Annotated in this window: 20 protein-coding genes; 7 read left to right on the top strand and 13 right to left on the bottom strand. The window is 70.9% G+C overall.

Annotated features, from left to right (window positions below; translation table 11 throughout):
• Nucleotides 1-8: 8 nt before the first annotated feature.
• From LG388_RS07980 to map, 3 genes are all read left to right on the top strand, one after another.
• Complete coding sequence (locus LG388_RS07980; protein ID WP_225782326.1) at nt 9-2,303, top strand: nitric-oxide reductase large subunit; 2,295 nt, start codon at nt 9-11, stop codon at nt 2,301-2,303.
• A 19-nt stretch (nt 2,304-2,322) separates the two neighbouring features.
• The gene (fdxA, locus tag LG388_RS07975) at nt 2,323-2,649 is read left to right on the top strand and encodes a ferredoxin FdxA (RefSeq protein ID WP_225782325.1); all 327 of its coding nucleotides are present in this window, start codon (nt 2,323-2,325) and stop codon (nt 2,647-2,649) included.
• A 111-nt stretch (nt 2,650-2,760) separates the two neighbouring features.
• Nucleotides 2,761-3,507 carry a type I methionyl aminopeptidase gene (gene map / locus LG388_RS07970; RefSeq protein WP_225782324.1) on the top strand — a complete coding sequence of 249 codons (747 nt, stop codon included), beginning with the start codon at nt 2,761-2,763 and terminating at the stop codon, nt 3,505-3,507.
• A 24-nt stretch (nt 3,508-3,531) separates the two neighbouring features.
• Here the strand turns inward: map and LG388_RS07965 are convergent, their stop codons facing one another.
• The 6 genes from LG388_RS07965 to argS all read right to left on the bottom strand — a co-directional run bounded on the left by LG388_RS07965 (nt 3,532) and on the right by argS (nt 10,068).
• Nucleotides 3,532-5,130, bottom strand: a complete 1,599-nt coding sequence (locus LG388_RS07965; RefSeq protein ID WP_225782323.1) for an RNA polymerase factor sigma-54 — start codon at nt 5,128-5,130, stop codon at nt 3,532-3,534.
• 14 nt (nt 5,131-5,144) lie between these two features.
• The gene (lptB, locus tag LG388_RS07960) at nt 5,145-5,906 is read right to left on the bottom strand and encodes an LPS export ABC transporter ATP-binding protein (RefSeq protein ID WP_225782757.1); all 762 of its coding nucleotides are present in this window, start codon (nt 5,904-5,906) and stop codon (nt 5,145-5,147) included.
• Between the two features lie 47 nt (nt 5,907-5,953).
• Entirely contained in the window at nt 5,954-6,655 is a 702-nt protein-coding gene (gene lptA / locus LG388_RS07955; RefSeq protein ID WP_370630120.1) for a lipopolysaccharide transport periplasmic protein LptA, read from the bottom strand.
• Between the two features lie 126 nt (nt 6,656-6,781).
• A complete protein-coding gene (locus tag LG388_RS07950) occupies nt 6,782-7,429 on the bottom strand; it encodes a thiol:disulfide interchange protein DsbA/DsbL (protein WP_225782756.1) in 648 nt (215 codons plus the stop codon).
• A gap of 136 nt (nt 7,430-7,565) precedes the next feature.
• Nucleotides 7,566-8,354, bottom strand: a complete 789-nt coding sequence (locus tag LG388_RS07945) for an SPOR domain-containing protein (protein WP_225782321.1) — start codon at nt 8,352-8,354, stop codon at nt 7,566-7,568.
• Nucleotides 8,355-8,367: 13 nt separating this feature from the next.
• Nucleotides 8,368-10,068 carry an arginine--tRNA ligase gene (gene argS, locus LG388_RS07940; RefSeq protein ID WP_225782320.1) on the bottom strand — a complete coding sequence of 567 codons (1,701 nt, stop codon included), beginning with the start codon at nt 10,066-10,068 and terminating at the stop codon, nt 8,368-8,370.
• A gap of 123 nt (nt 10,069-10,191) precedes the next feature.
• Here argS and LG388_RS07935 point away from each other — a divergent pair, with 123 nt between their 5' ends.
• The gene (locus LG388_RS07935) at nt 10,192-10,512 is read left to right on the top strand and encodes a PsiF family protein (RefSeq protein ID WP_225782319.1); all 321 of its coding nucleotides are present in this window, start codon (nt 10,192-10,194) and stop codon (nt 10,510-10,512) included.
• A gap of 139 nt (nt 10,513-10,651) precedes the next feature.
• Here LG388_RS07935 and LG388_RS07930 read toward each other — a convergent pair whose 3' ends face one another.
• The 3 genes from LG388_RS07930 to LG388_RS07920 all read right to left on the bottom strand — a co-directional run bounded on the left by LG388_RS07930 (nt 10,652) and on the right by LG388_RS07920 (nt 12,815).
• Entirely contained in the window at nt 10,652-11,104 is a 453-nt protein-coding gene (locus LG388_RS07930; RefSeq protein WP_225782318.1) for a DUF2214 family protein, read from the bottom strand.
• Nucleotides 11,105-11,214: 110 nt separating this feature from the next.
• Nucleotides 11,215-11,688, bottom strand: coding sequence for a DUF3016 domain-containing protein (locus tag LG388_RS07925; RefSeq protein WP_370630119.1), 474 nt, complete (start codon nt 11,686-11,688; stop codon nt 11,215-11,217).
• 86 nt (nt 11,689-11,774) lie between these two features.
• On the bottom strand, nt 11,775-12,815 hold the full coding sequence (locus tag LG388_RS07920; RefSeq protein ID WP_225782316.1) for a LysR family transcriptional regulator: 1,041 nt from the start codon (nt 12,813-12,815) through the stop codon (nt 11,775-11,777).
• Nucleotides 12,816-12,890: 75 nt separating this feature from the next.
• On the opposite strand from LG388_RS07920, the gene LG388_RS07915 reads away from it, so the two are divergent.
• Nucleotides 12,891-14,048, top strand: coding sequence for an ATP-binding protein (locus LG388_RS07915; protein ID WP_225782315.1), 1,158 nt, complete (start codon nt 12,891-12,893; stop codon nt 14,046-14,048).
• A gap of 47 nt (nt 14,049-14,095) precedes the next feature.
• On the top strand, nt 14,096-14,782 hold the full coding sequence (locus LG388_RS07910) for a response regulator transcription factor (protein ID WP_225782314.1): 687 nt from the start codon (nt 14,096-14,098) through the stop codon (nt 14,780-14,782).
• Between the two features lie 121 nt (nt 14,783-14,903).
• Here LG388_RS07910 and LG388_RS07905 read toward each other — a convergent pair whose 3' ends face one another.
• The 3 genes from LG388_RS07905 to LG388_RS07895 all read right to left on the bottom strand — a co-directional run bounded on the left by LG388_RS07905 (nt 14,904) and on the right by LG388_RS07895 (nt 17,741).
• Nucleotides 14,904-15,263, bottom strand: a complete 360-nt coding sequence (locus LG388_RS07905; protein WP_225782313.1) for a hypothetical protein — start codon at nt 15,261-15,263, stop codon at nt 14,904-14,906.
• 293 nt (nt 15,264-15,556) lie between these two features.
• Nucleotides 15,557-16,750, bottom strand: coding sequence for a CaiB/BaiF CoA-transferase family protein (locus LG388_RS07900; RefSeq protein ID WP_225782312.1), 1,194 nt, complete (start codon nt 16,748-16,750; stop codon nt 15,557-15,559).
• Nucleotides 16,743-17,741 (bottom strand): hydroxymethylglutaryl-CoA lyase, encoded by a 999-nt coding sequence (locus LG388_RS07895; protein ID WP_370630118.1) that lies wholly within the window; start codon nt 17,739-17,741, stop codon nt 16,743-16,745. Before LG388_RS07895 ends, LG388_RS07900 begins: the two co-directional genes overlap by 8 nt.
• A 125-nt stretch (nt 17,742-17,866) precedes the next feature.
• Between LG388_RS07895 and LG388_RS07890 the strand changes: the two genes are divergently transcribed.
• On the top strand, nt 17,867-18,610 hold the full coding sequence (locus LG388_RS07890; RefSeq protein WP_225782311.1) for an IclR family transcriptional regulator: 744 nt from the start codon (nt 17,867-17,869) through the stop codon (nt 18,608-18,610).
• Nucleotides 18,611-18,650: 40 nt separating this feature from the next.
• Here LG388_RS07890 and LG388_RS07885 read toward each other — a convergent pair whose 3' ends face one another.
• Entirely contained in the window at nt 18,651-19,850 is a 1,200-nt protein-coding gene (locus tag LG388_RS07885) for an MFS transporter (protein WP_225782310.1), read from the bottom strand.
• Between the last annotated feature and the right edge of the window lie 50 nt (nt 19,851-19,900).

Raw genomic sequence — 19,900 nt, 5'->3', positions numbered from 1 at the left:
AAGACACCATGGGTCCCTACAAGAAGCACTGGTACACGCTGATCGGCCTGTGCATCGTCATGTTCTCGCTGCTGGGCTACTTCGGCGCGGACATCTACCGCTCGGCGCCGCCGATCCCCGCGCAGGTGGCCAGCAGCAGCGGCAAGGCGCTGTTCACCGAGAAGGACATCCTCGACGGCCAGACCGCCTGGCAGTCGGTGGGCGGCATGCAGCTCGGCTCCATCTGGGGCCACGGCGCCTACCAGGCGCCCGACTGGACGGCCGACTGGCTGCACCGCGAGCTGAGCGCCTGGCTCGACCTGGCCGCGCAGGAGCGCCACGGCAAGCCCTATGCCGAGTTGGACGACAGCCGCCAGGGCGCGCTGCGCGCCGAGCTGCGCGCCGAGTACCGCGGCAACCGCGTCGACGGCGAGAACAGGCTGGTGGTGAGCGAGCGCCGCGCCGAGGCCATCGCCCAGGTCGCCGCCTACTACGACCAGCTCTTCTCCGACGCGCCCGCGCTGAAGAAGAGCCGCGAGAGCTTCGCCATGAAGGAGAACACGCTGCCCAGCGCCGAGCGGCGCCAGCAGCTCACGCACTTCTTCTTCTGGACTGCCTGGGCCGCCGCCACCGAGCGCCCGAACAGCAAGGTGACCTACACCAACAACTGGCCGCACGAGCCGCTGATCGGCAACGTGCCCAGCAGCGAGAACGTGGTCTGGTCGATCGCCAGCGTGGTGGTGCTGCTGGCGGGCGTGGGCTTCCTGGTGTGGGGCTGGTCCTTCCTGCGCCGGCACGACGAGCCGCAGCCCGCCGCCCCCGCGCGCGACCCGCTCACGACCTTCGCCCTCACGCCCTCGCAGCGCGCCTTGGGCAAGTACCTGTTCCTGGTGGTGGCGCTGTTCGTCTTCCAGGTGTTCATCGGCGGCTTCACGGCGCACTACACGCTGGAGGGCCAGCAGTTCTACGGCATCGACGTGTCGCAGTGGTTCCCCTACTCGCTCACGCGCACCTGGCACATCCAGAGCGCGCTGTTCTGGATCGCCACCGGTTTCCTCGCCGTGGGCCTGTTCCTCGCGCCCGTCATCAACGGCGGCAAGGACCCGAAGTTCCAGAAGCTGGGCGTGGACGTGCTGTTCTGGGCGCTGGTGTTCGTGTGCGTCGGCTCCTTCGTCGGCAACTGGCTGGCCATCGCGCACAGGATGCCGGCCGAATGGAACTTCTGGCTCGGCCACCAGGGCTACGAGTACGTGGACCTGGGCCGCATCTGGCAGATCCTCAAGTGGGTCGGCATCCTGCTGTGGCTGGTGCTGATGCTGCGCGGCGTGCTGCCGGCGCTGTTCGCACGCAGCACATCGGGCAAGAAGGAAGACAAGAACCTGCTGGCCCTGCTCACCGCCTCGGTGGGCGCGATCGGCCTGTTCTACGGCGCGGGCCTGTTCTACGGCGAGCGCACCAGCCTGTCGGTGATGGAGTACTGGCGCTGGTGGGTGGTGCACCTGTGGGTGGAGGGCTTCTTCGAGGTCTTCGCCACCACCGCGCTGGCCTTCGTCTTCAGCAGCATGGGGCTGGTGTCGCGGTCGATGGCCACCTCGGCCAGCCTGGCCTCGGCGTCGCTCTTCCTGCTGGGCGGCATCCCGGGCACCTTCCACCACCTGTACTTCGCCGGCACCACCACGCCGGTGATGGCGGTGGGCGCGGCCTTCAGCGCGCTGGAGGTGGTGCCGCTGATCGTGCTGGGCCACGAGGCCTGGGAGAACTCGCGCCTGAAGACCCGCGCGCCGTGGATGGCCAACCTCAAGTGGCCGCTGGCCTGCTTCGTCGCCGTGGCCTTCTGGAACATGCTGGGCGCGGGCGTCTTCGGCTTCATGATCAACCCGCCGATCTCGCTGTACTACATCCAGGGCCTGAACACCACGCCCGTGCACGCGCACTCGGCCCTGTTCGGCGTCTACGGCTTCCTGGCGCTGGGCTTCACGCTGCTGGTGCTGCGCTACGTGCGGCCGCAGTTCGTGTTCAGCGAGGGGCTGATGAAGACCGCCTTCTGGGGCCTGAACGCCGGCCTGGTGCTGATGATCGCCACCAGCCTGCTGCCGATCGGCTTCATCCAATTCCACGCCAGCGTGACCGAGGGCCTGTGGTACGCCCGCAGCGAGGCCTTCATGCAGCAGCCGATCCTGGTGACGCTGCGCTGGGTGCGCACCTTCGGCGACGTAGTGTTCATCGTCGGCGCGGTCGCGATGGCCTGGCAGGTGGTGCTGGGCCTGGCCGGGCGCAGCGCGGCGGGACACGCCGACCCGCTGCTGCAGCCCGCAGCCCGCTGATTCGGGGCAGGCCCGCGCGATGACCCACGTCGTCACCGAGGCCTGCATCCGCTGCAAGTACACGGACTGCGTCGAGGTCTGCCCCGTCGACGCCTTCCGCGAGGGGCCGAACATGCTGGCGATCGACCCCGACGACTGCATCGACTGCGCCCTGTGCGTGCCCGAGTGCCCGGTGCACGCGATCTTCTTCGACGAGGACACGCCGCCGGACCAGCGCGACTTCCTGCCGCTGAACGCGCGGCTCGCCAAGGTCTGGCCGTTGATCGTCCGCGGCCACGGGGCCCTGCCCGATGCCGACGCCTGGGCCGACGTGGCCGACAAGCGCCATCTGCTGGACGAAGGCTGAGGCGTCCCATTCCAGCCGCCGCCGGGCGCGAGCTTCGACCTCGGCCCGGCGGCGCTGTTTTCACGGCGCCGGCATCGGGTCAGAATCGGCCCCGACGCAACAGGACCCTTCATGACCATCGAAACCCAAGACGACGTCGTCGCACTGAAACGCATCGGCAGGATCGTCTCGCTGACGCTGCAGCGGATGCTCGATGCCGCGGAACCCGGCATGACCACCCGCGAACTCGACCGGCTCGGCGAACGGCTCCTGGAGGAGCACGGCGCGCAGTCGGCGCCGAGGCTGACCTACGGCTTCCCGGCCGCGACGTGCATCAGCATCAACGAGCAGGCGGCGCACGGCATTCCCGGGGACCGGGTCATCCGGGCCGGCGACGTCCTGAACGTCGACGTGTCTGCGGAACTCGGCGGCTATTTCGCCGACACCGGCGGAACCACCGTCGTGCCGCCCTCCACTGCGCAGAAGACGCGCCTGTGCCACGCTACCCGCGCGGCGCTCGCCGAGGCCATGAAGCGCGCCCGGGCGGGGCAGCCGGTCAACGGCATCGGCGGGGCCATCGAGCGCACCGCGAAGGCGTACGGCTTCAAGGTCATCGAGAACCTCGGAAGCCACGGCGTCGGGCGCGCACTGCACGAGGCGCCGGACCACATCGCCGGCTACTTCGACCCCGCGGACCGGCGCATCCTGCAGGAAGGCATGGTCATCACCATCGAGCCCTTCCTGTCGACCAAGAGCCGCACCGTCACCGAGACCTCCGACGGCTGGACGCTGGCCGGCGCCCGCGGGAACCTGTCCGCGCAGTACGAGCACACGATGATCATCACGAAAGGCGCGCCCATCGTCGTCACGCAGCACTGACGGCGCGCGGGCGGAGGGCAGGCCCTACAGCGCCTTGCGCAGGTTCGCCGGCGCGATGCGCAGCGCCTCGCGGTACTTGGCGACGGTGCGGCGCGCGCACTCGATGCCCTGCTCCTTGAGCATCTCGGAGATCTGGCTGTCCGACAGCGGCTTCTTGGCGCTTTCGGCGCCGACGAACTGCTTGATCAGGGCGCGCACCGCGGTGCTGGAGGCGTTGCCGCCGGTCTCGGTGCCCAGGGCCGAGCCGAAGAAGTACTTCAGCTCCACCGTGCCGAAGGGCGTGGCCATGTACTTGGCGGTGGTCACGCGGCTGATGGTGGACTCGTGCAGGCCCAGCTCGTCGGCGATCTCGCGCAGCACCAGCGGGCGCATGGCCAGCTCGCCGTGCACGAAGAAGTTCTTCTGCCGCTCGACGATGGCGTTGGACACGCGCAGGATGGTGTCGAAGCGCTGCTGGATGTTCTTGATGAACCAGCGCGCCTCCTGCAGCCGCTGGCCCAGCGCCTGGCTGCCCTCGCCCTTGTGCGACTTGAGCGCGCCGGCGTAGATGTCGTGCACGCGCAGGCGCGGCATCACGTCGGGGTTGAGTTGCACGCGCAGCTTCATGTGGGCACCGCGGCCCGTGCGCGTGACGATCACGTCGGGCACGATGACGTTGCGCTCCACGTCCACGAACTTGCGGCCCGGCTTGGGCTCCAGCCGTGCGATCAGCTGCAGCGCCTGGCGCACATGCTCCTCGCGTGCATGCGTGAGCGCGGCCAGCCGCTTGAAGTCGCGCTTGGCCAGCAGGTCCAGCGGCTGCTTGCACATGGCCAGCGCCACTTTCATCACCGCCTCGGCGTCCTCGTCGTCCGTGCCCTCTTCCTCCTGCTCGCGCGCCAGCGCGCGCAGCTGGATGGCCAGGCATTCGCCCAGGTCGCGCGCGCCCACGCCCACCGGCTCCAGGCTCTGCAGCAGGCCCAGCGCCACCTGGAAGTGGTGCACCAGTTCGTCGAACTCGTCGTTGTCGTCGCCGGCCAGGCCCGAGGCCAGTGCCGGCAGCGAATCCTCGAGATAACCGTCTTCGTTGAGGGATTCGATCAGGAAACGCAGCGCGGCCGAATCCTCGGGCGACAGGCGCAGCGCCAGGGCCTGGCGGTGCAGGTGGTCCTGCAATGACTCCTGGCTGCGCGCCAGTTCGGTGGCGTCGGCGCGCTCGTCGTCGCCGGTGCCGTTGTTGCGCGCGGGCGCGTCGCCGCCCCACTCGCTGTCATCGGCCGCGATGTCGGTCGTGCCGTCGCCATCCCAGTCGGGTTCGGACTCGGGGGCGTCCGACGCCGCGCTGTCGGTCTCCGACGCCGACTCGGCCGTGGATTCGGTGGAGCTGGTGCTGGTGGCGGGCGACGCATGGTCGGCACCGTCTTCACGCTCTTCGCGCGGCGCGGGCGCATCGGCCTGGTCGACGCCGAATTCCTCGCGCGTCGCCTCTTCGGTCTGGCGTTCCAGGAAGGGGTTGTCGTCGAGCATCTGCTCGATTTCCTGGCTCAGCTCCAGCGTGGACAGCTGCAGCAGCCGGATCGATTGCTGCAGCTGCGGCGTGAGCGCCAGATGCTGGGAGACGCGAAGAGACAGGCCCTGCTTCATACGGAACGGGCCGCTTACATGCGGAAGTGCTCGCCCAGGTACACGCGGCGCACCTCGGCGTTGTCGACGATCTCCGAAGGCGTGCCTTGTGCCAGCACTTGCCCGTCGCTGATGATGAACGCGTGATCGCAGATGCCCAGCGTCTCACGCACGTTGTGGTCGGTGATCAGCACGCCGATCCCGCGCTCCTTCAGAAGCTTGATGATGTTCTGGATCTCGATCACCGCGATCGGGTCGATGCCGGCGAAGGGCTCGTCCAGCAGGATGAAGCGCGGCTGCGTGGCCAGCGCCCGCGCGATCTCCACGCGGCGGCGCTCGCCGCCCGACAGGGCCAATGCAGGCGACGCGCGCAGGTGGTCCACGCGCAGGTCGGCCAGCAGCTCGGACAGGCGCTCCTCGATGCGCGCCTTGCTCAGCGGCAGCAGGCGGCCGCCGGCGTCGGGCTCGCGCTGCAGTTCCAGCACGGCGCGCACGTTGTCTTCCACGCTGAGCTTGCGGAAGATGGACGCCTCCTGCGGCAGGTACGACAGGCCCATGCGCGCACGGCGGTGGATGGGCATGTGCGCCACGTCCTCGCCGTCGATGGTGATGCTGCCGGCATCGGCGCGCACCAGCCCCACGATCATGTAGAAGGAGGTGGTCTTGCCGGCGCCGTTGGGCCCCAGCAGTCCCACCACCTCGCCCTTGCGCACTTCGAGCGAGACGTTCTTGACCACCTTGCGGCTGCCGTAGCTCTTTTGCAGGCCCCGGGCCTGCAGCAGACTGTCGCCGGCCAATGCGCCGCCGGGCGCCGCGCCTGCGGCGCTGTCCAGGACGGGGTCGCTCACGGGCGGGATCCCTCGGTGGCCGGCGCGCCGTCCAGCGTGGTGCTGGGCCGCAGGTTGCGCCCGTTGCCGGGCGCAGGCGCGGCGGGCGGCGCCGGCTGGGCGCCTTCCGTGCCGGCGCGTGGCGCCAGCACGGCCCGCACCCGGCCGCCGCTGCCCGGGGCCGACACGCTGGCGTCGGGCGGCAGCGCCGCGCCGTTGACGGTGAAGGTGTCGTTGCTCTGGTCGTAGACGATCAGCGGGCCGGTGGTCTCGTCGTTGACCTTGGCGCCCACCAGCCGGCGCATCACGGCGCGGCGGATGAACTTGACGTTGTCGGCGCGGCCGTCGTATTCGATGACTTCGGACTCGCCCTCGATCCATTCGTCGGGACCGGCGTCGCGCTTTTGCTTGTAGTAGGCGCGCTGGCCCGGCGCGGCCGTCACCACGCCGTACTGGTAGCCGTCCGGGTCCTGGCGCACGTCGATGCGCGCGCCACGGATGATGATGGTGCCCTTGGTGACCACCACGCGCCCCGTGAACACGGTGGTCTGCTTGATGTCGTCATAGCGCATCGCATCGGCTTCGATGTTCATGGGCTTGTTGCGATCGGCGCGCTCGGCCATCGCCGTGCCTGCGCCGCCCAGCGCCAACGCGCACAGGACTGCCGCCGCACCGGGGCGCAGCAGGCGGGAAAGGCGGGGGGGAAAGTGCGTAGTCATAAAGGCACGAAACTTGCGTTCATTGTAAGAGCGCCTGGGGCGACGCCCCCCGGAAAAAACGAAGCCCGCAGCAGCGGGCTCGGAGGGGTTGACACGGGCGCCAAGGCGCTGTGGTCTTGGGGACCTTCAGGTCTTCGCCGCCTGCCCCACCAGGTAATCGCAGATCTGCAGCATGCGCGGCAGCGTCTTGCCCATGCCGCCGTCCACGTACCAGCGGCCGGCCACGCCCATGGCCGGCGTGCCAGGGATGTCGTAGGCCTGCGTGAGCTGGCCCGCGCGCTGCACCTTGCCCGCCACGCCGAAGGACTTGAAGGTTTCCTCGAACCTCTTGGCGTCGATGCCGGGCTGCTTGCCCGCCCATTCCAGCACGGCAGCATCGCCGAACAGGCGCTGGCGGTCCACGTGGATGGCCTGGAAGACCTTCATGTGCAACTCGTCGAGCTTGCCCATGGCTTCGAGCGTGTAGTAGAGCTTCTGCTTGGTCGCCACGTCGCTGCCCACGAAGGGCACGGGCACGCGGCGCAGCACGGCGTTGGCCGGCATCTTCCTGGACCAGGCCTCCAACGCAGGCTCGAAGGTGGCGCAGTGCGGGCAGTTGTACGAGAAGAACTCCACCACCTCGACCTTGCCGGCAGGCGCGTCGGTGGGCGCGGGCTTCTTGAGCACGGCGTAGTCCTCGCCTGCGGCGAAGGGCGCCGACTGGGCATGGACGGCGGGGGCGAGGCTCGCCAACCCCAGGGCGGCCGAAGCCAGCGAAAAATCACGACGGTTCATGGACATGGGAATACTTCTCCTGTGCTGCTGACAGAGCCCGAGCGCAGCGCCGAGTTCCCTGCCGATGTTCGGGTGGCGGTTCACCGGCACTGCGGGCCCTTCGAGCCCACCGCCCGGCACCTCACACTGAATGCGCCTATCGCTGCACGCGCACCAGCGCCGATTCGAAACCGTTGCCTTCCAGGCGGCTCTTGGCGCGGTCGGCATCGTCCTTCTTGCCGAAGGGCCCCACGCGCACGCGGTAGACGGTGCGGCCGGCCTGCTCGCGTTCGGTCACGCGCGCCTCCACGCCCATCATGGAGAGCCGCGCGCGCTGCGCATCGGCATCGTCCTGGGTGCGGAAGGCGCCGGCCTGCACGAAGTAGATGAAGGGATCGTCGCTGGGCGTGGTCGCCGGCGAAGCGGCGGCCACCGCCGTGCTGCTGCTGTTGTTGCTGCTGCCACCGGCGCGGGCGCGCGCGAAATCGCCCAGCGGGTCGGACGAGGCGGAGCCCTGCGCGCCCGGGCGGATCGGATTGACCGTGATCGGCGGGGCCGGCTGCGCGGGCGCGGCCGGGCGCGGTGCGGCCGGCGGCGGGGCCGGCACGGTGACGGGGGCCGGCACCGTGAGCGGGCCGCCGGCCACCGGGCCGCTGGCGACGGGCGGCGCGGCCGGCACTTCGCTGGGCACGGGCGCCGCGGCGGTGGGTGCCGGGGCCGGCGCGGCCGGCGCACGCGGGCGGCCGGCCAGCGGCGAATTCGGATCCCAGTCGCGGTTCCTGCGGGCTTCGGCCTCGTCCTGGTCGGCGCTGCGGGTCTGCGGCTTGCTCACGAAGGGCACCGGCACCTTGGTGACGTACACGGCCACGCCCAGCGCGAGGCCCAGCCCCAGCACGCCGCCCACGATCAGGCCGATGAGGAAGTTGCCCTTCTGTCTGGATCTCATGAATGCTTTCCGCTCACATCTTGCGCGGCGCGCTCACACCCAGCACCGCCAGGCCATTGTGCAGCACCTGTGCGGTGGCGGCGACCAGCGCGAGGCGGGCCTTCTTCACCGTTTCGTCGTCGACGAGGATGCGCTCGGCGTCGTAGTAGCTGTGGTACGCGGCCGCCAGCTCGCGCAGGTAGAAGGTCACGTCGTGCGGCGCGAAGTCGCGTGCCGCGGCCGTCAGCATCTCCGGGTACTTGGCCAGGAGCAGCATGAGCGGCTGCGCGGCCTCGGTGGCCAGCGGCGACAGGTCCACGCCTTGCAGCGCCGCCACGTCGGCGCCTTCCTTGTCCAGCACCGAGCAGATGCGCGCATGCGCGTACTGCACGTAGTAGACCGGGTTGTCGTTGTTCTTCGCCACGGCCAGGTCGACATCGAAGGTGTATTCGGTGTCGGGCTTGCGGCTGAGCAGGAAGAAGCGCACGGCATCCGTGCTGGTCCACTCGATCAGGTCGCGCAAGGTCACGTAGCTGCCGGCGCGCTTGCTGATCTTGACCTCTTCGCCGTTGCGCACCACGCGCACCATGGTGTGCAGCACGTAGTCGGGGTAGCCGGACGGAATGCCGACGTCGGCCGCCTGCAGGCCGGCGCGCACGCGCGCGATGGTGCCGTGGTGGTCGGTGCCCTGGATGTTGACCACCTGGTGGAAGCCGCGCTCCCACTTGGCGATGTGGTACGCGACGTCGGGCACGAAATAGGTGTACGTGCCGTCCTTCTTGCGCATCACGCGGTCCTTGTCGTCGCCGTACTCGGTGGACCTGAGCCACAGCGCGCCGTCCTGTTCGTAGGTCTTGCCGTTGGCGATCAGGCGCTGGACGGTGGCCTCGACCCGGCCCGAGGTGTAGAGGCTCGATTCGAGGTAGTACTGGTCGAACTTGAGCTGGAAGGCCTGCAGGTCCTTGTCCTGCTCGTTGCGCAGGTAGGCCACGGCGAACTGGCGGATGTTGTCCCAGTCCTCGACGTCGCCATTGGCCGTGAAGCTGCGGTCGTCGGCCTGCACCGTCTTCTTCGCCAGGAAGTCGTTCGCGATGTCCTGGATGTAGTCGCCGTTGTAGAAGGCCTTGCTGGCCGGGTTCTCGGGGTCCGTCGGCCAGCAGTCGTCGCCGGGCTTGAAGCCCTTGGCGCGCAGTTGCGTGCTCTTGGTCAGCGTGTCGATCTGCACGCCCGCGTCGTTGTAGTAGAACTCGCGGTGCACCTGGCGGCCCTGCGTCGCGAGCAGGCTGCAGATGGCGTCGCCCAGCGCGGCCTGGCGCCCGTGCCCCACGTGCAGCGGGCCGGTGGGGTTGGCGGAGACGAATTCGACCAGCACGCGGTCATCGGCCCGCGCGGGCTGGCGGCCGAAGTCGGCGCCCTGCGCCAGCACTTCCTTGACCACCTGCTGCTTGGCGGCGGGCTTGAGCCGGATGTTCAGGAAGCCCGGGCCGGCGATCTCGATGGCGTCCACCCACTGCGCGTAGGCCGGCCGTGCCAGCAGGGCGCCGCGCAGTTCCTCGCCGAGCTGGCGCGGGTTCTTCTTGAGCGGCTTGGCCAGCTGCATGGCGGCCGTGCAGGCGAAGTCGCCGTGCGCGGCGACCTTGGGCGATTCGAAGGCGGCCTTGGCGCCGGCACCGGGCACGAGCGCCTCCAGCGCCTCGGCCAGGGCGGCCAGCAGATCCTGTTTGACGGTAAGCATCGATCGATTTTATCGGGGGCAAACCCTGGGGCAGCCCGGCTGTCGGCGCGCCGCGGCTGCGGTACGTTAGAGGGGCGGGCGGCGCCCTTGCCGCCTGCCGAACTCACCGGAAGGAACAACACCATGAAGAAAGCCGTCTTTCTGCTGGCCCTGGGCGCCGCCCTGTCGCTGAACGCCCTGGCCCAGGCGCCCGCAGCCGCCCCGGCGGCGCCCGCCGACAAGGCGCCCACCGCGCAACAGAACAAGATGAAGAGCTGCAACGCCGAGGCCGGCGACAAGAAGGGCGACGCGCGCAAGGCCTTCATGAAGCAGTGCCTGTCGGCCGCCAAGGCCACGCAGCAGGAAAAGATGAAGACCTGCAACGCAGAAGCGGGCGCCCAGTCGCTCAAGGGCGACGCGCGCAAAGCCTTCATGAAGACCTGCCTGAGCGGCGCCGCGGCCTAGTTTGACGGCCCGCCGGGCCGCTTCGCGGCGCCCCTTCTGCTGCGCGAGGGGGCCCAGAGGCCGGGTCCAGCCCGTTCCTCGGGTGCCTTGAGCGCTTCGCTGCGCTCGCCCGTGGCCTTCGCCGCGGATCGCGCCCCGCTCAGCCGCCGAAGCCGCGCGCCAGGAACACGGCCGCCAGCGGGATGAGCGCCACGAGGTGCGCCTCGATCATCACGAGCTTGCGCGTGGCGCGGATTTCGGCCTCGGTGGGCAGCGCGCCCGTGGCGCGCAACTGCCGGCGCCAGCGCAGGAAGCGCATCGTGGGCCCGATGGACAGCAGGCCCACGACGATGAAGAGCGTGAACTTGATGTGCAGCAGCGGGTTGCTCCAGTACCAGCTGGCGCCTTTCACGCCCCACACGGTGCGCGCCACGCCGGTGGCCAGCACGGCGATCGACGCAATGCCATAGATCATGTCCACGCGCGCCAGGCGCTCCACCACCTGCGCATTGAGCCATTCCACGCGGCACAGCGCCGCCTCGCTGGCGAGGAAGACGACCATCGTCAGGATGGCCAGCAGGTGCAGGTAGGCAAGGATGGCTTCGAGGGTCATGGTTTCGCTCGCGGCTGGAAAGGGTGGCGCCGGCGCGCCGCCGCGCATTGTCCACGGCGGCGATGACCTGGCCGGACGTGGCCCACACCCCTGGCCGCGCACGCGCCCCGCTAGCCGCGCCGCGCCCCGAACTCCTGGCGCACCCAGTCGTCGATCAGCGCCTTCTCATGGCGCAGCGGGTCGTCGCGCGGGTGCGGGCTGGGCCGCATCAGGAAGGCGGTGTCGCTCAGCGTGCGGGCCCCTTCGCGCAGCACCCGGCCGTCGGCACCGCGCAGGCGGAAGTCGAGCTCGATGCGCGGCGGGTAGATGTCGCGCACGATGCGCACCTCCCCGGCCTGCGGGCCGCGCCAGGGCTCGAAGGCGCCCGCACGCTGCACGCGGCGCAGGTGCACATCCAGCCGCTGGCCCTCGGGCAGGGCCGCCGCGCTGCGCTCGGCCAGGTACGCGCTCAGGGCGTCCACCCAGGCGCGGCGCGCGGCCTCGCTCTCGGGCGGGCCCTGCCGGCCGGCCTCCAGGCGGTCCGGCTCGGCATGGGTCACGCTGACCGTGCCGGCGGAGCGGAAGGTGCCGGCGCCGTGGCGCAAGCGGCAGCGAGGCCCGCCACGAGCAGCCAGCCGGCCGAGCGCAGCCGCAGGATCCAGGGGCGGGACCGGTGCCAGAGCATGGCCCATTATGGGGAGCCGGGCCCTGCGCCCGGCGGTGCGCCGCCCCAGTAACCCGGCTGGGCGTATTGGTGCTTGAGGAAATCCAGCCAGAGCCGCACGCGCAGCGGCAGGTGCTTGCGTTGCGGCACCACCGCATAGATGCCGTTGGGCGGCGCCGCGAACGCGTCCAGCACGGCCACCAGCGTGCCGTTGCGGATCTCCGAATCCACCTCCCAGGTGCTGCGCCATGCGATGCCGTGCCCGGCCAGGCACCAGTCGTGCAGCACCTGGCCGTCGGAGCAGTCCATGGGGCCGTGCGGCTTGAGGTGGATGACCTCGAAGTCCGCGCCGGCTTCTTCAGGGGCTTCACTGCTGCGCCCCTGGGCGGTCCGTGGAACGCCGGCGTCCGAAAGGGCGCTTTCGGCATGGCGCCCCTGGGTGGTCCGCGGAATGCGGAACGCCCAGCCGCGCGTCTGCGAGGCGTCGCTGCTGAGGGTGAGGCAGGCAAAGCGCAGCAGCTCGTGCGGGTGCTGCGGCACGCCGTGGCGCTGCAGGAAGGCGGGCGTGGCCACGCAGCGGCGGCGGTTGTCGGCCAGGCGGATGCTCACCAGCGAGGAATCGGGCAGGTCGCCCACGCGCACGGCGCAATCGAAGTTCTCGCCCGCCATGTCGATCACGCGGTCGCTCAGGTTCAGCGAGATCGTCACCTCGGGATGCAGCGCGTGGAACCGCGGCACCAGCGGCGCCACGTGGCGGCGGCCGAAGCCGGCCGGCGCCGTCACGCGCAGATGGCCGCTGGCCTTCACGCCGCCCGCGCTCACGCTGGCCTCCGCGTCGGCCAGCTCGACCAGCAGGCGCTGGCAATGCTCGAGGAAGGCGCTGCCTTCGTGCGTGAGCGTGAGGCGGCGCGTGCTGCGCAGCAGCAGCTTGACGCCCAGGCGCTCCTCCAGCGCATCCAGGCGCCGCCCGATCAGCGCGGGCGCCACGCCTTCCGCGCGCGCAGCCGCCGAGAGGCTGCCGCGCGCGGCCACCGCGACGAAGGTTTCGAGCTGCTTCAGGCGATCCATGGCGCGAGCGTACGCCAAGCGCGGGCGCCGCAGCCGCGCCGCTACCATGCACGGCCTCGCACGCCCCGCGCCGCCATGTCCGATCCCGCCGACTCCGTCGATGCCTCCGCGCCCGCACCCGCGCAACCGCGGGAGTGGTCGCGGCTGCTGATGGCCTCGCCGCTGCCGCTGGCGTGGTGCGATGCCGAAGGCTTGGTGCGCTGGGTGACGCCGGCCTGGTGCGCCTGGTTCGGCCAGACGCCCGCCGCCTGGCTGGACCGGCCCTGCGCTCAGTGCCTGCCGGCCGCGCGCGCCGAGCGGCACCAGGCCCATGTGGCGCGCGCCCGAGGGGGCGCGGGCGGCAGCTTCGAGGACGCCTCGCCCGACAGCAGCCCGCCGCGCTGGGGCCGCATCCATCTCACGCCCGAAGCCACGGGCCGGCCGGGGCAGCACAGCGTGCTGCTGTGGCTGCAGGACCAGAGCGCCGAGCGCCGCGGCGACGCCGCGCGCGAGGCCGAGCTGCAGAAGGCGCGCACCCTGCTCGACTGGCGCACCGCCATGCTGCAGGAACGCAACGACATGCTGCAGCTGCTGTCGCACGAGATCCGCCAGCCGCTGAACAACGCCTCGGCCGCCATGCAGGCGACCATGAAGGCCATCGCGGGCGTGTCCTCCAGCGAGGCGGCGCAGGCCGGCAGCGCCCTGCTGCGCGCCGAGCACGTGCTGCAGCAGGTGATCGGCACGCTGGACAACACGCTGGCCGCCGGCACCACGCTGGCCGACGGCGCGCATCCGCTGTCGGAATGCGACCTGCCCACCCTGGTCAAGCTGGCGGTGCACGACATCGCCGCCGATGCGCGCGCACGCGTGGCGGTGGAGTGGCGCACCGGCACGCGCACCGTGCAGCTGCACCCGGCCCTGATGCGCCTGAGCCTGCGCAACCTGCTGAACAACGCGCTGGCCTATTCGCCGCCGCAGGCGCCGGTGGTGCTGCGCATCGACGAATCGGACGAGCCGCTGGCGCTGCACCTGGAGGTGGTGGACCAGGGGCCCGGCATTCCCGACGAGCTGCGGCCGCGCCTGTTCGACAAGGGTTCGCGCGGCAGCAATGCCAGGCACCATCCTGGCGTGGGGCTGGGCCTGTTCATCGTGCATGCGGTCGCGCGGCTGCACCAGGGCAGCATCGAGGCGCTGTCGGCGCCCGGCGGCGGCACAATCATGCGGCTGACCCTGCCCCAGGGTCTGGCCGATTGAAAGGCCGGGCGCCTTTCACCCCAGCCATCCCCCTCCGCTTTCCGCCCATGCTCCCCCGCAGTCTGGCCCTGGTCGACGACGACACCGAATACACCGAGTTCCTCGCGCAGCACCTGCAGGCGCAGGGCGTGGCGGTGCAGTGCTATGCCGACAGCAGCGACCTGCTGGCCGACGTGGCGCCGTGGCGGCACGAGTTCTACGTGGTGGACCTGATGCTGCCCGGCGTCGCCGGGGCGGAGCTGATCCGCATCCTGCGCAAGCGCACCGACGCGGGCGTGCTCGTGGTGTCGGGCCGCCTGGGGCCGGAAGTCTTCGCCGAGGTCATCCACGCCGGCGCCGACATGTACCTGGCCAAGCCGGTGACCTTCGAGCAGGTGGAGCTGGCCGTGCGTGCGGTGCACCGCCGCATCATGACCACGGCCCGCACCCACACGGCCTGGAAGCTGGACCCGCCGCGCAGCCTGCTCACCGCGCCCGATGGCGCCGCGGTGGAACTGGGCGCCACGGACCTGCTGGTGATGCAGTGCTTCCTGCAGGCGGCCGGCGAGACCGTCACCCGCGAACAGCTGCGGGCGCAGCTGGGCCACCTGAGCGGCATCGAGTCCGACAACAACCTGCACGCCACCATCTACCGCCTGCGCCGGCGCATCGAGCGCGCCACACCCATCGCGGTGCCGCTGCAGTCGCAGCAGCGCGTGGGTTACGTGTTCCGCGCGCCGCTGATCGCGGCGTAGCGACCGCCGCCGCATTCACCGCTTCCTGCGCTGCGCAGCGCTCGTCGTCAGCGGCCGGCACAAAAAGAAAGGGGCCGCGCATGGCACGCAGCCCCCCGAGCTCGCGAGCGCCGCGCAGAACTCAGACCGTCAGGGTCTTTTCCACGTCCTGCACCTTGCGGCGCGCCAGGGCGAGGTTGGCGCGGTTCTTGTCGAGCACGTAGTAGACGAACACGCCTTCGGTGCGGGCCGAAGGGCGGATCAGGTGGTACTGCTTGCCCAGCGTGATCAGCATGTCGTCGATGGTGTCATTCAGGCCCAGCGCGCGCATGGTCTTGATCTTGGCACGCACCACCTCGGTGTTGCCGGCCGCGGCCAGCTCCATGTCCACGCCCGAGCCGGCCGAGCCCAGCAGCATGCCGCTGTTGGCGTCGACCACGGCCGCGCACATGGCGCCTTCGAGGGTCAGCAGTTCATTCAGGGAATCGGTGATGTTGGCCATGGCGGGCTCCGTGTGTGCGTTGGAAGAAAAAAGAAAGGAGAGGCGGCAATCCATCAGATTTCCGATGGTTGCAACAAAATATGACGTATGCAATCAGAACTGATTTCTTGACGCCAGGCAAGGCAGAACTTCGTTCTATGCCGAGTGGAATTGCACGCCGTGAAAAAGTTGGCGAAGACGTGTGGCTTCACGGCCAAGGCGAGCATGCCGCGGGAGCGGCGCAGAGACGCACGTGCGCCTTCGTTCCTCTGGGGAAACCCGCGCGTGCCCGCCAAGGGGCCGCCGCCAGGTGATTACTGCGCCTGTGCCCGCCCGCTGGCGATCAGGGCCTCCACCGCTTCGGCGCTATAGCCGGCGCCCAGCAGCAATTCGCGCGTGTGCTCGCCGGTCAGCGGCGGCTGCAGGCGGATGCCCGGCCGCGCGCCGTCCAGCGCCAGCGGCAGCAGCGGGACGGGCGAGAAGCTGCCGTCGTTCATGCGCACCGGCGCCATGCCGCCGCTGGCCTTCAGGTGCGGGTCGTCGAACAGTTCATGCGGCTTGGTGATGGGCGCGAAGGGCAGCTCGTTCGCCTCAAACAGCGCCGCCAGTTCGGCCGCGCTGCGCTCGGCCACATGTGCGCGCAGCAGCGGCATGAGCCAGTCGCGCGCGCGCACGCGGTCGTTGTTGCTGGCCAAGCGCGGATCGGCCAGCAGCTCGCCCAGGCCCAGCGCGCGGCAGAACACCGCCCACTGCTTGTCGCTCACGGCCGCCAGGAAGATCTGCTCGCCGTCCTTGACCGTGAACACGTCGTAGATGCCCCAGGCCGAGATGCGGCTGGGCATGGGGTCGGCCGCCTGGCCCGTGGCGGCGAACTGCATCATGTGCTGCGCCACCAGGAAGATGTTGTTCTCGAACAGGGCCGACTGCACCTCGCAGCCCTCGCCAGTCAGTTCGCGCTGGCGCAGCGCGGCCATGGCGCCGATGGCGCCGAACATGCCGCCCATGATGTCGTTGACGCTGGTGCCGGCGCGCAGCGGGTCGCCGAGGCGGCCCGTCATGTAGGCCAGGCCGCCCATCATCTGCACCACCTCGTCGAGCGCGGTGCGCTGTTCGTACGGGCCGGGCAGGAAGCCCTTGTGGCTCACGTAGATCAGGCGCGGGTTGCGCGCCTTGAGCGTGGCGTAGTCCAGGCCCAGCTTCTTCATGGTGCCGGGCTTGTAGTTCTCGGTCACGATGTCGGCGCTGTCGGCCAGCGCCAGCGCAGCGGCGATGCCCTCGGGCGTCTTGAGGTCGAGCACGATGCTCTTCTTGTTGCGGTTGAAGGCGGGGAAGAAGCCCGCGCCCGAGCCCAGCAGCCGGCGCGTGCTGTCGCCGCCCACGGGCTCGACCTTGATCACTTCCGCGCCCAGGTCGCCCAGCAGCAGGCCGCAGGTCGGGCCCATGACCATGTGCGAGAACTCGACCACGCGGATGCCCGCATAGGGCAGTGGCGCCTGGGAATCAGACATGAGGCAACGCTCCTCCGGCCCTGTGTCTCGAGGTGGCGGGCTGGAATCCCAGGGGCAGGCCCGCCTCGGGCGTCATGCCGTAGAGCGGCTCGCCGGGCAGGCCTTCGCGCAGCGCTTCGCGCGCGGCCAGCAGGCGTTCCAGGTCCACGCCCGTGGCAATGCCCATGGCCTCGAACATGAAGACCAGGTCTTCGGTGACCACGTTGCCCGAGGCGCCCGGCGCATAGGGGCAGCCGCCCAGGCCGCCCTGCGAGGCGTCGAAGGTGCGCACGCCGGCCTCGTACGCCGCCAGGCAGTTGGCCAGGCCCAGGCCGCGCGTGTTGTGCAGGTGGGCGGCGCCGGCCTTGTCGCCCAGTTCGGCACGCAGGCGCGTGAACAGGCGCCGCACCTGCGCCGGGTTGGCATGGCCCACGGTGTCGGACAGGCCCACCTCGTCGGCGCCCGCCTCGGCGCAGGCCACGGCCAAGCGGATCACGGCGTCTTCGTCGACGCGGCCCTGCAGGGTGCAGCCGAAGGCGGTGGAGATGCCGGCCTCCAGACCCGCCAGGGGCCCGCCAGCCGCGTGCGTGCGCCGCAGCGCGTCGATGGCGCGCACTTCCTCGACCATGGCCAGCGGTGTCTTGCGCACGTTGGCCAGCGAATGCGCCTCGCTGGCGGACACCGGCATCGTGAGCTTGTGGGCGCCGGCCGCCAGCGCCGCCTGCGCGCCGCGCAGGTTGGGCACCAGCGCCATCACGCACAGGCCGGGCAGGGTGGCGGCATGGCGCACCACCTCGGCCGCGTCGGCCATCTGCGGCAGCAGGCGCGGCGGCACGAAGGAAGCCACCTCGATCTCGCGCAGCCCGGCCGCCTGCAGGGCGGCGATCCAGCGCAGCTTGGCGGCCGTGGGCATGGTGGCGGCCACCGACTGCAGGCCGTCGCGCGGCCCGACCTCGCTGATCAGGAGGGGCGGCGCCGGCGGCAAAGAGGAGGCGGGGTGGGCAGCGTTCATGCGCAAGAAGAGAGAGCTGGACCGGCGTTCTATCTTGCAGAACGATGTTCCAATAGTCAGAATTAGACCGTGCCTGCGCACCCGCTGTCAACGCAAAGCCCCGCCCCTTCCTGTCCCGCCCGCACATGCCCCGCCCCGCCCGCACCGAATCGCTCGCCGACCACAGCGCCGCCGCCGGCGGCGTGGCCGCGGTGGACCGCGCGCTCACGCTGCTGGCCGCCTTCCGCGAGTCGGACACCGCCCTGGGCCTGGCCGAGCTGGCCCAGCGCACGCGGCTGTACAAGAGCACGGCCTTGCGCCTGCTGGCCTCGCTGGAACATGCAGGCCTGCTGCACAAGCAGGCCGACGGGCGCTATGCGCTGGGGGCCGAGATCGCGCGCCTGCATGCGGTGTACGCGGCGGCCTTCTCGCTCGACCGGGTGGTGCTGCCGGTGCTGCAGGACCTGGTGCGCGAGACCGGCGAGAGCGCGGCCTACCACGTGAAGCAGGGCCAGGGCGCCCAGGCCGTCCGCGTGTGCCTGTTCCGCGTCGATTCGCCGCACCCGGTGCGCGACCACATCAAGGCCGGCGACGTGCTGCCGCTGTCACGCGGCACCGGCGGTCGCGTGCTTTCGGCCTGGGATCCGGAACGGCAGGCCGCGGCCGACGCCGCCGAGCGCGCGGCCTTCGCCGCCATCCGCGCCGCCGGCGGCCATGCCGCGGTGGGCGACCGGCTGGCCGACGTGGCAGGCATTTCGGTGCCGGTGTTCGACGTGCGCGGCGCCATCGCCGCCGCGCTCACGCTGACCATGCCCGCGCACCGCTACCGCGCCGGCTACCTGGCGGCCGTGCAGCGCGCCGCCGCGCGGCTGCACGGGCAGGTCGGCTAGCGCAGAACGGGCGCAGCGGCAGGCGCCGCACAGCCCCCGCTCAGGGACGCTCGCGCGCCATGGCCCAGGCCAGCCCCGCCAGCACGACCAGCACCGCGCCATAGGCCAGCGTGGTGGCGTGCAAGCCGAAGGCGCCGATCGCCAGCCCGGCCCCCATGGCCGGCACGCTGAACGCCAGGTAGCTCAGCACGAAGAAGCTGGACAGCAGCGCCGCCCGCTCGTGCGGCGGCGCGGCCGGCACCAGCAGGCGCACGTTGGCATTGAGGCCGCCCCCGAAGCCCATGCCGGCCACCCAGGTGCCGCCGAAGAACAGCGCCGCGCTGCCGGCCTGCACGCCCGCCAGCGTGAGGACCAGCCCTGCGCCCAGCAGCAGCGCGCTGGCGCGCAGCACGCGCTGGGCCGGCCGCTGGCGCACCACGTAGACCGCGGCCGCGCCCGTGAGCACCAGCGTGGCGATGGCCGCGCCCCCCACCAGCGGCGCCGACCAGCCGGTCACCTGCCGCGCCAGCGTGGGCCCCAGCGACAGGAAGAAGCCGCCCAGCGCCCAGCCCGCGGTGTTGAGCGGCGTGAGCCGCCACAGCACGGCGCGGGCCGAAGGCGGCACCTGCACGCGCGGCACCATCGAAGCCCAGGCGCCGGGGCGGCGGCTGGCGGTCTCGGGCAGGAAGAGGGCCAGCGCGGCCTGCACCACCAGCACGGCCAGCAGCAACTCGTACACCAGGCGCGTGGGCTGCGGCGCGAACTGCACCAGCGCACTGGTGCCCAGCGCGCCCAGCGCCATGCCGAACATGGGGGCGAGCCCGTTGAACAGCGAACCGCGCGCCGGATGCAGGTCCAGCAGGGTGGCACTGAGCACGCTGGTCGCCATGCCCGTGGCCACGCCCTGCAGCACGCGCGCGGCCAGCAGCCAGGCCACCGAATCGGCTTCCCAGAACAGCCCGAGGGCCCCGATCTCCAGCACCAGGGCCGCGAGGATCAGCGGCCGGCGGCCCACATGGTCCGACAGCGCGCCGAAGACCAGCAGCGAGCCGAGCAGCGCGAAGGCGTAGACCGCGAACACCACCGTGAGCACCAGCGCCGAGAAGCCCCAGGCCTCGCGGTACAGCGCGTAGAGCGGCGACGGCGCGCTCGAGGCCGCGAGAAAGGAGACGACCAGGCTGGCGACCAGCAGAAAAGCCCCGTCGGGCGGCAGGCGGCGGGCGGGCGCGACATCGGCGGTCGCAAGGCGCGAGGAAGACATGGGAAACCTCTAACGCAAAGATTTTGCGTTTGCGGATTGTGCGCCGCGCC

It is taken from the genome of Xenophilus sp. Marseille-Q4582 (assembly GCF_916700565.1).
Lineage (GTDB): Bacteria > Pseudomonadota > Gammaproteobacteria > Burkholderiales > Burkholderiaceae_C > Xenophilus.
The sequence above is the reverse complement of the archived record's forward strand: the minus strand, read 5'-3'. Positions and strand labels throughout refer to the sequence as shown.